This is a genomic window from Bacteroides propionicigenes (assembly GCF_018390535.1).
Lineage (GTDB): Bacteria > Bacteroidota > Bacteroidia > Bacteroidales > Bacteroidaceae > Bacteroides > Bacteroides propionicigenes.
Genome location: NZ_JAHBBW010000001.1, coordinates 531,139 through 545,346 on the forward strand (window position 1 = coordinate 531,139; position 14,208 = coordinate 545,346).

A 14,208-nucleotide genomic window follows, 5' to 3' on the forward strand; every position below is an offset into this window, starting at 1 on the left:
AAGGGGTGTCTTGCAAATCTGAGTTTCTCGTTAAAAATCAATTTTTCCACAAAGAATACCAAAAAATAATCTTCTATTTATTAACAATCTATTACGTTTGTGTTCGATAACAGAGGGAAACACCTCACAATAGATGTTAACCTTTTATATTTAATAACTATAAAAAACAAACTTATGGATTTAAAAAGACTTGCCAAAAGGGCATTAGCTACTCTGTCACTGAGTATGTTGTGTTTAGTCGCTTTTGCACAAGGTCGCCAGATTTCGGGTACTGTCATAGATGGTACGGGCGAACCTGTAATAGGTGCAAATGTATTGGAAGTAGGAACTACCAATGGTGTGATTACCGACATCGACGGTAAATTCAAACTTCAAGGCGTACAGCCCAACGCCAAAATTCAGGTATCATTTATCGGTTATATCTCGCAAACTGTTACTGTCGGCAACCAGAGTAACATCAAAGTCACGCTGAAAGAAGATGCGCAAGCATTGGACGAGGTAGTGGTTGTAGGTTACGGTACTATGAAGAAAACAGACGTAACGGGTTCTTTAGCCTCTGTTTCCTCTGATAAGTTGGCCGCTCGCGGTGCACTTCGTGTAGAAGACGCTTTGCAGGGTTCAGTTCCGGGTGTCAATATCACAGCAACCAACAGCCGTGCCAATGGTAAATTCAGTATGCAAATCCGCGGACAATCATCCATCAATAATTCAAGCGGACCTCTCTATGTAGTAGATGGCATGGTGGTTTCATCCATCGACTTCTTGAACTCCGAAGATATCGAACGTATCGACGTACTGAAAGATGCTTCTTCTACTGCTATCTACGGTTCCCGCGCTTCCGAAGGTGTAATTCTTATTACCACAAAGGGCGCAGGTGCAGGACAGAACAAGGCACAACCGGTAGAAATCACATACGATGGTTATTATGGCATCCGCAAGGTAGCCCGTATGCCGGAGTTTATGGAATCTACAGAATGGATGAACTACCGGTTCGCACGTTATACTACTACCAGTGGTCCTAACGCAGACGGTACTATCGACTATACCATTACGGACGGTGACCTGCAATCCGTATTCCAAAACGGAACAGACTGGAAAAACTCTCCCCTTCACGACAGATGGATGAGCAATGAAAGTTATGATTGGGCCGGTCAGGTTCTGCGCACTGCTTCCCAACAAAACCACTTCATTAGTGCCAGCGGCGCTTCTGAAAAAACGAACTATCGCTTAGGCGTAGGTTATCAAGGTGAAGAAAATGTATTCAAGAAAAACGACTACAACCGTTTCAACATCAAAGGTGCGTTCGACAGTAAACTGAACAAGGTGGTAGAAGCCGGTATGTCTGTCAATTTGGTTTATGACGTACAGAACGACTGGTTTACCGACGGTTCAAATACCTACTCCCCCTACAACAACGCATTCTGGTTTGCTCCCGTAGTTTCTCCTTGGGATGAAGACGGAAATTTACTCGCCATTCCGGCAAAAGTAGGAAAGATGTCTTTGACTTCCACGCCTTCGCCCCTCGTTGACTTTGAGATAGACGCATACGAAAACACGACTCGCAAATTCCATGTATTCGGTAATGCTTACTTGCGCTTCAACCTCATGGAAGGGCTGAAATTCACAACCACGTTCTCACCCAACTTCTACCACGGCCGTCAAGGTGTCTTCATGGGTACAGGTGTCTCTGAGAAATATCCACTGGGTACTGCTTGGTATCAGAAGAAGAAATACAACGAAGCCACTGTTACCAACACAGACCGTTTGGACTGGACTTGGGATAACCAGATTGACTTTACAAAAACGTTCGGAGACCACCGTATCGGCGCTATGGGATTATTCTCTCTGTATAAATCAGACAAAGAGCAATATACACAAGGCGTAACGGACATCTCGGATGACAAGCTCTCATTTTATGCTATGGGTAAAGGTTCCGGAACAAAAGATATCGCTTCTTCGTATACGGAATCATCATTGGTTTCTGTCGCTGCCCGTGTAAACTACGCCTATAAAGAACGCTATATGGCTACCGTAACCGTACGTACTGACGGTTCTTCACGCTTTGCCAAAAACAACCGTTGGGGCTGGTTCCCCTCCGCAGCTGTGGCATGGCGCGCTTCGGAAGAAGACTTCCTGAAAGACGTAGAATGGCTGGATAACTTGAAGCTACGCCTTTCTTACGGTATTACAGGTAACAACAATGTAGGTGATTATGTGACCAGCTCTTCAGCTGCCGGTCCGTCTTACGTAACCATCAACGGTAAAGAGTTACAAGGCTACTACCCCAACGGATTGGTAGACAAAAACCTTATTTGGGAGAAGATTAAAGAATTCAACTTCGGTTTGGACTTTGCCGTATTACAAAACCGCATCAACGTAACTGCTGACGCTTATCGCCGCTTATCCGACGGGCAGATTATGAAAGCCACCGTCCCCATCGAAACCGGTGAAAGCTCCATCACTACCAATATCGGTTCTGTACAAAACACCGGTATCGAATTAGGGTTGAATTTTGGCGTTATTCGCAACCAGAACTTCACTTGGGATGTAAACGTATCATTTGCACGCAACTGGAGCAAAATCAAAGAATTGCCAAACGGCGATGACATTTCCAAGAACTGGTTCATCGGCGAGCGGTTAAATGTATTGCGTGACTACACGCCTGCAGGCGTCATTACAGACCAGGGTGTAACAATGCATACCATCAATGGTGACCGCCATTACACTCTGCAAGAGGTTTACGACACATTCGGTCCCAAGAGCAAGAACAAATTGAAATGGTATGAAGGTCAAATGGCTGTAAACGATTGGAACGATGACGGAGTAATCAATGACGATGACAAACAAATCTTTGGCTGTACGGATCCCACTTGGACCGGAAGCTTAAGTTCGAGCATGGCATATAAAGGTTTTGATTTCTCTTTCATGCTTTACACCAAACAGGGACAATGGTCACGCAGCTACTTCCACGAACAATATATGGACTACAGCGACCGTGGCCGTCAAAAGATGAGTTTTGACTATTATATTCCTGCCGGTACTCCGGTACTTGATCCCGTGACCGGTGACGTGACTACACAAGCCACAACTCACTATGGCAGCTGTCCCTACCCCAATAATACAGACAAAACGGGCGGAAACTACTTCACTAAAAGCAGCACAGCCGTCAGATACCATAAGACCTCTTTCGTCAAGGTGAAAAACATTACATTGGGCTACACCTTCCCGAAACAATGGACCAGCAAACTTGCCATCAAGCACCTGCGTCTCTATGTCAATGTACTCAACCCCTTCTGCTTCACCGACTATGAAGGCTTCGACCCGGAATGGGCCAGCGCTTCATTGGTTGACGGCGGTCCGGCTTCCGTAACCTACCAAATCGGTGCAAATATCAAATTCTAAATCTATAAACATTCTAAAGATATGAAACCATATAAAAGATTACTATATGCAATGTGTATGGCAACTTCCATCACATTGACAGGATGCGACGACTTCCTGACTCCTGACAATAAAAGTTCTGTGACCGACATAGAGTACTTTGCCACAGCCGACGGTTTCCAGTCATTGGTTAATGACGCATACGGACAACTTGATGCCATATTCAACAGCAGCGATGTGACAACCTACTTCAACTCCGGCACAGATATGTATCAAGACGGACGTAAAGACAACGATGCAGCCTTGCACCGCTGGTCCAACTTCACCCCTGAAAACGGTATTGTGGAAGACTTCTATACTACTTGTTATGACGGTTTACGCTCTTGCCTTGCCATACAGTACTATGCCCCCAACGCCACAGTGAGTGACGAGATAAAGCAGAAAGCGATAGATGAAGGACGCTTTGTGGAATCATTGTTCTACTATCTGTTAGTGAACAACTATGGCGGTGTACCCCTGATTACCGAATATGCCAGTACAGCCGTCAAAGGCTATCCGAGAGCCACTGCCGAGGCTGTGTACAACCACATCATCAACACCTTGAAGGACATCATCAGTAACAACAAGTTAGTAGCCTCTTCAGCAACCAAAGGAGGCGGTGAAGCCAGTATAGAGGCAGCCAAAGCATTGCTTGCCAAGACCTATCTTTCCGCTGCATGGGATTTGAACAACAACTCTTACTTTACAGAAGCTGCCAAACTTGCCGATGAAGTGATTAACGGACGTTCATTGACAACAGAATTCGCCAAACTATGGGCGGCAGACCGTTCAGGGGACGATGACGCGGAATTCATCTTCGACGTGGAATATGACTACGAAACTGCACACGACCAGAATGTAGGTAACCGCTGGCAATCCCTCTACTCCGGCTACTACGGTGGTTCGGAAGAAGGCATGAAAAATGGAGATTCCCGATACATCCCCTATATGCACACACTGAGATACTTTGAAAAAGGTGACAAACGTTATGATGCCACGTTCATGAAGACGTTGCTCGTAAAGAAATACTGGGGCGACAATGCCACCGGATTCAAAGAAGACGGAAAGCCCATCGGCGATTACTTTGCCTTCTATAGTAACGGAAACACTGCTCAAGGTAAAATGGTAGGCGTTTACTACCCCGCTTATTGGGAATGTGATGAAGCTTCCGTAGCCGCGTGGCGTAATGAAGATCCGACAAACCGCGCCCATGCTTTCATAATCCCGCAAAATGAGCTAACAGCTGGTATGGAGCCGATGAGTAATTATACGGAAGACTTAAAAGAATACCCCAACGGAATCATCACAAAGTATGACTTTGCCACAGCACAGCAATGGAGTTGGGCCGTAATGCCTTGCCGTAAATTCGATGACTCTGCCATAGCATCCTACGATGCCGGAAAGAGTTTTCGCGACCTGCACATAATCACACTTCCTGAAATGTTTTTTGTAGCTGCCGAGGCTTACTACAAACTAAACGACCCGAAAGCCCTTGCCCGCTTGAACAGTGTCCGCAAACGTGCCGGTTTGCCTGATGCTCCCTCTGTTGATTTGGATGTTATTCTCAAAGAATCAGCTTGTGAAATGTATGGTAACGGTTATCGCAGAATGGACCTCCGCCGTATGGGCAAACTCATAGAGTACAATAATCTGTATAACCCGCATTTGAAAGGTTCTGCAGCTATCGCCATAGGTGAAAAATTATTATGGCCTATCCCGCAGGCTGCCATTGATGCCAATGAGCAGCTGACTATGGAGGACCAAAATCCCGGATATTAATTGCGATTTTCGACTCTCATAGATAATCTTGATAAAGAAAGAACACGGTCTGTAAGTAAGATCGGGAGATTTTAAAACAGACATTCTTTGCAAGAAAGAGGGACACCACGAATATGGTGTCCCTCTATTTTTAGTTACGAAACAGCAGCTTATTTCAGCACCTTATCCCGATACTCGGTCGGTGTCATTCCCATTTTCTGTTTAAAGCATTTACTGAAATAACGCGGATCGTTGATACCCACCATATAGGAGATTTGCGTCATGGAGTACTCCCCTGTTTCTATCAGCTGGACAGCACGGTTGATACGCATTTCCTTGATGAACTCGATAGGTGCCAAACCGGTCAGGGTTTTCAGCTTCTTGAAGAAGACAGAACGGCTGACAGCCAGTTCCCGCACAAAATCATCTACTATCAAATCGCCATTATCCATGTTCTTCTCCATTAAATCAACGAGTTTGTCCATAAACTTACGGTCGTTGGGAGACATTGACGGAGATTTGTCTGTCTCAGAACCAGCCGTTACATTTTCTTCCGTTTGCTCGCCGGGAACGGGCACAGCCACTCCCGCGGACATCAAATCCTGACGGTACAGCGTTTGTAACTTCTGCCGCTGGGCAAGCAAGTTCTTGACACGCGCCTTCAGGTAAGTAGCGCTGAATGGTTTCGTTATATAATCATCGGCCCCGTATTCCAACCCTTCCAGTTTGCTTTCAATGGAGGATTTCGCTGTAAGCAACACAATAGGAATATGGCTGGTAGTCATATCGGCACGCAACTCACGGGTCATGGCTATACCGTCTTTCTCCGGCATCATCACGTCACTGATGATTATATCAGGCAGGAACTTCAAGGCTTTGCTCCAACCTTCCATACCATCGGCAGCCTCTACGATGCGGTACTTGGAGGAGAATATGCTCCGCAGGAATATACGTAACTCCGAATTGTCTTCTACCAAAAGCATCAGTCCTTTGGGCGTTTCCACTTCTCCGTTGCCTTGTACTGTTTCTTCTGTTACCGATTGTGAGAAAACCGCTTCGTCCGTATCCTCCACTTGTTGCCGGTGAACTTCCAGACCGACCGTTACATCATCCTGCATAAATTCCACCGAATCATCATAATGTTCTTTACCCTTCTGAAAGTCTACCTTGAAACAACTGCCTTCGCCCAGTTTGCTGTCCACCGAAATCAGGGCCTTATGCATTTCCACTAATTCCTTCACCAATGACAAGCCGATACCCGTACTCGGATTAAACAGATTACGGTCTACCAGATTCTCAAAACGGACAAAGATGGACTTTTTCTTGTTCTCGGCAATGCCGATACCCTGATCCTGCACGCCAATGGAAACAGTATCCTCGTCTTCATGGATGAACATCTTAATCATCTTTCCATTGGGAGTATACTTGAAAGCATTGGAAAGCAGGTTGAAGATTATCTTTTCGTACTTATCGACATCCACCCACAGATAGAGTTCGGATTTCTCCGTCTCAAACAAGAAATCAATGTGATGCTCCTCGGCTACGGAATCAAAGTTTTCCATAATCTTACGAGTAAATGCCACCACCTCGATGCGTTGTACCTGCATTTTCATCTTCTTGTTCTGAATCTTCCGGAAATCCAATATCTGATTAATCAGGCGCAACATACGGTTTGTATTTCGCTCTACAACCTGCAGCTGTTCACGGGCATCCTCCGGCAACTGCGCATTGTTCAGCACATACTCCACCGGGCCGGATATCAAGGTCAAAGGAGTACGCAATTCATGCGAAATGTCCGTAAAGAAGCGCAGTTTCATGTTTGTCATTTGCTGTTCCACGGACACCTCATGCTTCAGACGATAGATTGTGAACAGAATATAGACAGCCGTCACAATAATCAGCACCACAAACAACACATACAAGAAATAGGCAAAAGGAGTTTCCCAAAAAGAAGGAAGTACCTCTATATCAAGCAGACGAGTATTTTCCGTCCACACACCCTCGGCATTGGTAGAACGAACCTTAAACACATAATGTCCTTTGGGCAGGTTGGTATAGGTAGCCATCCGTTGCTTGCCGACGTTATTCCATGACTTCTCAAAGCCTTCCAGAATATAGGCATACTGGATTTCAGCGGGCTCGGTATAGTCGAGCGCCGCAAACTGAATGGTGAAAATATTCTCTTCATGGGAGAGCTTCAACTCGCGGGTGTCATCCAGACTTTGTTGAAGCACAGAGTTTGCACCCGGAAGCACTTCTTCGTTCGATACCAATAATTTAGAAAGTACCAACGGCGGAATATAGGTACTCTTCCGGGTAATATCCGGATTGAAAAAGAAAATACCCTCACTCGTTCCATACATAAGATTCCCCCACGAAGTATAAACCGAAGCTGCTTCACTAAAGCGTATACGGAACGAACTATGCTCATCGGCGTAGTTCTCAAATCTTTCCTCTCCGGGAATGAACTTGCTGATACCGTTCTCCGTACTCATCCAAAGGTTGCCCTTATTATCCTCACAGATAGAAAGGAGGATGTCCGAGGGCAAGCCGTCATTGACACAATATGATTTGAACATCGCATTGCCGTCCGCATCTACAGACTGCAACTTGTTTAATCCGCCTCCAAAGGTGGCCAAATAGAGTTCTTTGTTACGGGTAGGCAGTATCCAATGTACATCATTGTTGCTCAAACTGTGTATATTATCCTGCACACGAAGATAATGATGGAATACGGCATCTTCGGGATTCTTGAAATCACCGTTTACCATCAGAGCCCCTATGGTGGTGGCAATCCATATATATCCCCGATGATCGCCTGTTATGAAACGCACCTTATGGCATTTGTCAATAGGGAAACCTTTCAGGTTGTTGCGATGACTGATAAATATCTCCTCACCTTCCCGATTGCGTGTCAGGTAATTGACACCGCCTCCGAAAGTAGCAACCCAGATACGCCCCTTGCTGTCCTCGTATACACAATATACATTATCGTCACTCAAACTATATATATCATCCTTCCGGTATTGATAGCGCGTCAGCTTATAGCGCATCTCGCCTTGGGGTTCCGCTTTTACAAGCCCCTCTCCCTTGGTGGCAATCCAAAGGTTGGCTTTGCTGTCTTGATATACAAAATAGACATTCCCTTTCAAAGGTGTGCCCACACGGGATATGGTTCCCGCATCGGTCAAGTATCCGCGTTCGGAATGGTTCTTGTCATAGACACGTAGTTTCCCGTTCTTCAGCCCCACCCAAAGATTGTGTCCGGTGTCTTCACAAAGTGCACGTACCTCATTGCTCAAAGATTCATAGCGGTGAGGTTCCGGAGTTATCATACGGAACTGTGACGCCCGAAAAGTAATTTTCTCCAATCCCTTGGAATGCGTACACATCCACAGGTTGCCTTGCTTGTCGGAGAAAGCCGAATGAATCTTATTGGAGAACCGCCAGTTAGAGTCATGCAATCCGTTGTAGAAAGGCAGCAAGCGATTGCTCTCTCTGTCAAAACGCGAAAAGCCCCCTCCATAAGGATGCACCCATACGGTTCCATAAATATCTTCGTGCACATGAAAAGCCGGACGTGAACGGTCTGTACTGGTTGGCTCCACCGGTACCACTTCCGTTTTCAGCACTTTTGTTTTCGTGTTGAAGTGGGCAACAGTACCCGGTACTTCCTGTTCGAACCATATTTCCGAATGCCGGTCTATATGGACAGAACGGACTGCCGCCTTTGGAAGACGTGAGGCTTTATAATGCTCCCACCCCTGTGAAGGTACGTTATAAACAAAGAAACCGTCTGTTTCCGTTACGATTAAAATATCTTGTTCATCTATCTTTTTTATCTCCACAATCCGTGAAGATGCGGGCAACTGCAACAACACGAACTGTCCGTCCTTCTTTTGATAACGCCATACCCGCCCATGGTCTGAGCCAAAGAATATCTCATTTCCAAACTCTTGAGCCGCATAAAAATACTGTCCTTTCGTTTCTTCCTTCTGCGCTGTCTCCACAAAATAAGAAACAAGCTTGGAACTTCCTGCCGAAAGCATTCCCAACCCATTATCAGTCAGTATCCACTCGTTACCGGCATGGTCCTCATAAATATCATACACGCACATTGCCGGAAACAAACCCGATGTTTCGGAGTACCACTCCGAAGAAATACGGTAAGTAGACGGATCCGTCTTTACACGAACAGCTCCTTCATTTTCCGAAAGCAGCCACACAGAGCCGCATGGCAATACTTTTATTGAAGTTATGGCAATTCTACCCCCTTTTTCTTCCGTAGCAGGAACATGTTCAAAGACTTCGGAACGAGTATCAAAGCGATAGACTTGGTTATCGTACGTCTGCAACCAAAGAAAACCATACTTATCCTCGTACATATGGTCCACACGGTTATTCGTCAAGTTTATCCGGTTATCAAATTTGGCTTTATAGGTTCTGAAAACATATCCGTTGAATTTATTGATACCGTCCCATGTAGCAAACCACATATTTCCTTTTCTGTCTTGCAGAATACTCATAACCGTATTCTGAGAAAGGCCTTCTTCGGACGAATAATGGGTAAACAGGCAGTCCGTTTGTGACTGAACCGACAATGCACACAGCAAACTTACAATCAGATATAAGATTCTCCTCATAATATATTCATTCTGTGGTGTAAAGATACATATTTTGTTGAAAAATCTTGTATCTTTGTTCTTATTTTAAATATTGGCATGAGACTATTTGTTATACTTTTTTTTACTTTTATTACTGTAAATCAGAGCATAAAAGCACAAACAGATACTATAAGTTACGAGGTAATAAAGAATATGCCCGTTTTTTACGAGTACCTGAAGCAACAACTCACTTATCCCGAAGCATGGGGTAATTCGGGTACAAAAGATTTCGAGGCATGGAGGAGCCAAGCGCGCAATATAGTCATGGAGTGTATGCAAAATATGCCTCCCGCCCCCAAAGAGTACAATATGTCTGTTGCCGAAACGGAGCAACGTGCAGGATACGAAGCACGCAAAATATGGTTCAATATTTCGGAATGGTCCCGCATACCGGCTTATTTATTGGTTCCTGAAGGAAAGGGACCCTTTCCGGCTATCGTAATGCTGCATGATCATGGAGCCCACTTTTCCATTGGTAAAGAGAAAATGGTCCGTCCCTTTGGAGTATCACCTAAAATATCGGCTGATGCCGAGGATTGGGTAACACGTTGCTATGACGGACAGTATACAGGTGATTATTTCGCACAGAATGGCTATGTGGTATTATCTATTGATGCCTTATTTTGGGGAGAACGCGGACGCAAGGAAGGTGTAAGTTATGACGGACAACAGGCATTAGCCTCCAATTTTATGCAAATGGGAGCCTCTTGGGGGGCTTTCATCAACATAGACGATGTACGAAGCGCTGAGTTTTTAGCTTCCCTCCCAATGGTGGATAAGGAAAAGGTTGGCTGCTTGGGATTCTCCATGGGAGCTTACCGTTCGTGGATGTTGTCCGCTTTGACCGACTGCATAAAGGCATCCGCTTCCATCTGCTGGATGAATACAACAGAACATTTAATGACACTGACCAACAACCAGAATAAAGGAGGGTCAGCCTACTCCATGCTCATTCCCAACCTAAGACGCTATCTGGATTACCCACATACGGCAAGCATCGCTTGTCCGAAACCGGCCCTTTTCTTTAATGGAACCAAAGACAAGTTATTCCCGATAGAGGGAGTAAAAGACGCATATCGGACTATGCGCTCGGCATGGGAAAGTCAATATGCCGGTAGCAGGCTCGTAACCAAAATTTGGGAAGAAAAGCATTTCTTTAATAAAGAGATGCAAAGGGAGACACTGGATTTTTTTAATAAAGAAATGAGAAGATAGCGGTTAATACTAACCGCTATTTCAAATGCTTCTTTATCCAAACCAAATGCCCGTACTCCGTATCTTCGGATGTCCAATGCTCGTTAACAGGAGTAATTAGAGCTTCCTTAGGACAAGTCAGCACATTATATACAATATAACTGGTGGTAGGCGGACAGGTATCATCGTTGTACCCCCAAGTCAGGTAAGTGGGAGCTTTTATCCGGCGTGCAAAGTTGACTACATCATAATACGCCATTGTACTCAGTTTATCAGTTGTATCCATCCCCGCTACTCGGAAGAAGTGCGGATAACCGCCAGCTCTACCTGCCTTATATCCTGCCATATCACTTAGAGCCGGGTGATTGGCGACGCAAGCTGTCACCCGCTCATCCAACCCGGCAGTAATTAATGCCAAAGCTCCGCCTTGACTGCCGCCTTGTACAATAACATTTTTGCCGTCCCACTGCGGCAAAGAGGTCAGAAAATCAATACTGCGAACGCATGCCAGATAAACACGCTTCATGTAATAATTATCCTTATTGTCCAATCCGTTCGACAAATAGCCGTTTTCCCTGCCGTTGAAGGCATTGCTGATTTCCTTAAAATCCGATTCGGACATCTCCGGATTGAGCCCGTGTATTTCTATCTCGAAACGGATGCAACCCTGCTCTGCATAATATTTATGGCGGAGAGGAGCTTTGATTGTTTTGATACCTGCACCCGGAGGGCAAAGCACCACCGGGCAAGCACCCTTCTGCATATTTTTGGGACAGGTCAGATAGCCATAAATACATTGCCCGCGGCTGTTAAGCTGCAATTTAACCAAATAACAGTCTATCTTATCTGTAGAATATTTTTCAACCCGCTCTTTTGTATACGCCAAAGGAAAAGATGAAGCCTCCGATTTATTCTTCTCCCAGAAATCTTCAAAATCAGCCGGCATCTTCGTATAAGGTTGAAGCTTTTCGGGTGAGAAACCCACTTTTATATGATGCTTATAAATTTTGCCGCCAATAGTGGCTTGCAAACGGCAATCACGGAACCCGGGTTGCTTCATCGTACCGATAGCCACAACAGCTTTACCATTCTTCAACGTAACAGAACCTTTCGCATCCGAAGGCATCATATCGTTGCCAAGTTCATAGTCTACCTTTACACCGTCTTGCGGAATGCCGTATTGATAGAATTGCACTTCTACGGTAGCCTTTTCTCCCGTTTGATAAAGCCAATCGGCATGATTAGGCACAGTCACCCAAAGCACATCACTTCGATAAGGATAATTCTCCGCTACAACCGGCAATACAAGTCCAAAAAGCAGGATGATAATCCCCGATATTATTTTATTCTTTACCATTTTTTATCAATCAACGTTTTATGTTAACCAATGCATTACCGTTTGCAACCGGATTCCAACCATCGTTACCGGAAAGGACAGACTCTATTTCATATCCTTTTATATCTTTCAATTGACGTGAGAAGGTTGCGCGAGCTTTAGGATTAGCTCCCGGACCATAACTGTCATACTCAGCATAGAAAACTGTTTTCTCAACATCTTTCTTGTTCCAATTATGCCAACCGGCAGGAAGAATATGCTTCCCTAAATCACAATGAATAAACACGGCTTGAGCAAAAGGACGCCACGGACGGGATAAATAAACATTTTTCACCTCTGCATCCGCAGTCAGCTTACAGTCGTAGAATACATAACCGTATTTCTGACCTTCATCCGTAGAAGGAGCTGTCACATACCCATCGCGCTTACTGTGGATATGGCAACGGTTGAATACCGCCGTAGACCATCCGAAAATAAAATCGACCGTACCTTCTATATAACAATCCTCATAGTATTGCCGCACTCCCTTTCCATAGGTGTAGAGTGTATCTTGGAAACCAAGAAAACGACAGTTCTTGAAATAAACACGATCGGCACTGATAAAACAAGCAACCGCCTGACCTACCGGACCTGATGTATTCTCAAATGTGATATTTTCGGTATAAAAGTCGGGTGCATAGATATAACAGGAAGATGAACCGGAAGTGCCTTTATTCTCACCAAAGATATTAGGTTTGTTAGCATAATCATCATATGATATGACAGCTCCCTCCTGACCTACCAGAGAGATATTAATCTTACTTTCAGGCACAATCAGTTTCTCCTTATATACACCCTTGCGCACCAATATCGTGGTACGTACATTTTTACGGAAATCGGGTACGGCATTAATGGCCTCCTGCACGGTAAAGAAATCACCGCTACCGTCTTGAGCTACCACAAAATCGTAATGACGGACATATTTTGCCAGTTCCGGTACAGCCTGTGCTATGGCATCTACTGTAATTCCGGCTATGACACGCGCACCATAGATATTCAGATGTGTATTGTCTTCGCGCCCTTTAGGCATAGCGGAAATCGTATTGGCAGGCACCCACATAAAAAGTTTTTTCGATTCTTCCGGTCCCAGCCCTTCCACCAAATCATGGGTAAGCTTGTTCATATCGATAAAAGGTACATCCAACTCTTTCGCCACATTACGCGGAGAATCCAGATAGGCTCCATGTGTATCAATCAGCTTGTCTCCTTCCTTCACATCGTTTTTCTGCGAGGCATCCCTCTTGGCATCAGGATTAACACCTTTGCGAATGTCATCTTGAAGCACTGCTTCCGCCACAGCTTTATTATCGGCTGTGCCGAAGTTGCGGCGCACAATAGAATTGAACAAAACGGGAATACCGCCCTTAGCACGAGTTTCACTGACAAACTTACGCAAGTTGGCATCGAAAGTTGTTCCCGGATCGGTATGACGGTCTGCTTTCGGTTTCTCATCGTTGTGTCCGAACTGGATAAAAACATAATCTCCTTCCTTTATTAGCGAAAGTACTTTATCCCAACGTCCTTCATCAATAAAGCTCTTGGAACTGCGCCCGTTCATAGCGTGATTATCCACTCGTATATCCTCAGAAAAGAAACCGGGTAATACGTGCCCCCACCCTCTTTCCGGATTACCGCCTACCAACGACTTATTGGCCATTGTAGAATCACCAATCATAAATATGGTGATTAGCGGCTTATCTGCCTTAAAAGCCGAACACAGAAAAAACGCCGCTAAAAGCAAAATCAATTTATTTTTCATGGTTTTTAAACTTATTATTTTAATGTCGTATATTTGCC

At 44.9% G+C, this 14,208-nt stretch carries 6 protein-coding genes; 3 read left to right on the forward strand and 3 right to left on the reverse strand.

What is annotated here, in order from left to right:
• The first annotated feature begins 174 nt into the window (after positions 1 to 174).
• Both KG118_RS02365 and KG118_RS02370 read left to right on the forward strand, forming a co-directional pair.
• Entirely contained in the window at positions 175 to 3,402 is a 3,228-nt protein-coding gene (locus KG118_RS02365) for a SusC/RagA family TonB-linked outer membrane protein (RefSeq protein WP_117711101.1), read from the forward strand.
• Between the two features lie 21 nt (positions 3,403 to 3,423).
• Positions 3,424 to 5,199: a RagB/SusD family nutrient uptake outer membrane protein gene (locus tag KG118_RS02370; protein WP_117711100.1), complete on the forward strand. Its 1,776-nt coding sequence runs from the start codon at positions 3,424 to 3,426 to the stop codon at positions 5,197 to 5,199.
• A 149-nt stretch (positions 5,200 to 5,348) separates the two neighbouring features.
• Here KG118_RS02370 and KG118_RS02375 read toward each other — a convergent pair whose 3' ends face one another.
• Complete coding sequence (locus KG118_RS02375) at positions 5,349 to 9,821, reverse strand: hybrid sensor histidine kinase/response regulator transcription factor (protein WP_117711099.1); 4,473 nt, start codon at positions 9,819 to 9,821, stop codon at positions 5,349 to 5,351.
• 78 nt (positions 9,822 to 9,899) lie between these two features.
• Here KG118_RS02375 and KG118_RS02380 point away from each other — a divergent pair, with 78 nt between their 5' ends.
• On the forward strand, positions 9,900 to 11,057 hold the full coding sequence (locus tag KG118_RS02380; RefSeq protein WP_117711098.1) for a dienelactone hydrolase family protein: 1,158 nt from the start codon (positions 9,900 to 9,902) through the stop codon (positions 11,055 to 11,057).
• 16 nt (positions 11,058 to 11,073) lie between these two features.
• Here the strand turns inward: KG118_RS02380 and KG118_RS02385 are convergent, their stop codons facing one another.
• Together KG118_RS02385 and KG118_RS02390 are read right to left on the reverse strand one after the other, a co-directional pair.
• A complete protein-coding gene (locus KG118_RS02385; RefSeq protein WP_117711097.1) occupies positions 11,074 to 12,393 on the reverse strand; it encodes an acetylxylan esterase in 1,320 nt (439 codons plus the stop codon).
• Between the two features lie 10 nt (positions 12,394 to 12,403).
• Positions 12,404 to 14,170 carry a pectinesterase family protein gene (locus KG118_RS02390; RefSeq protein ID WP_117711096.1) on the reverse strand — a complete coding sequence of 589 codons (1,767 nt, stop codon included), beginning with the start codon at positions 14,168 to 14,170 and terminating at the stop codon, positions 12,404 to 12,406.
• Positions 14,171 to 14,208 lie beyond the last annotated feature (38 nt).

What these genes read in the sequence shown, in the direction of transcription:
- KG118_RS02365 (WP_117711101.1), top strand. Translation starts at nt 175, where the DNA reads ATGGATTTAAAAAGACTTGCCAAAAGGGCATTAGCTACTCTGTCACTG.
- KG118_RS02370 (WP_117711100.1), top strand. Translation starts at nt 3,424, where the DNA reads ATGAAACCATATAAAAGATTACTATATGCAATGTGTATGGCAACTTCC.
- KG118_RS02375 (WP_117711099.1), bottom strand. Translation starts at nt 9,821, where the DNA reads ATGAGGAGAATCTTATATCTGATTGTAAGTTTGCTGTGTGCATTGTCG.
- KG118_RS02380 (WP_117711098.1), top strand. Translation starts at nt 9,900, where the DNA reads ATGAGACTATTTGTTATACTTTTTTTTACTTTTATTACTGTAAATCAG.
- KG118_RS02385 (WP_117711097.1), bottom strand. Translation starts at nt 12,393, where the DNA reads ATGGTAAAGAATAAAATAATATCGGGGATTATCATCCTGCTTTTTGGA.
- KG118_RS02390 (WP_117711096.1), bottom strand. Translation starts at nt 14,170, where the DNA reads ATGAAAAATAAATTGATTTTGCTTTTAGCGGCGTTTTTTCTGTGTTCG.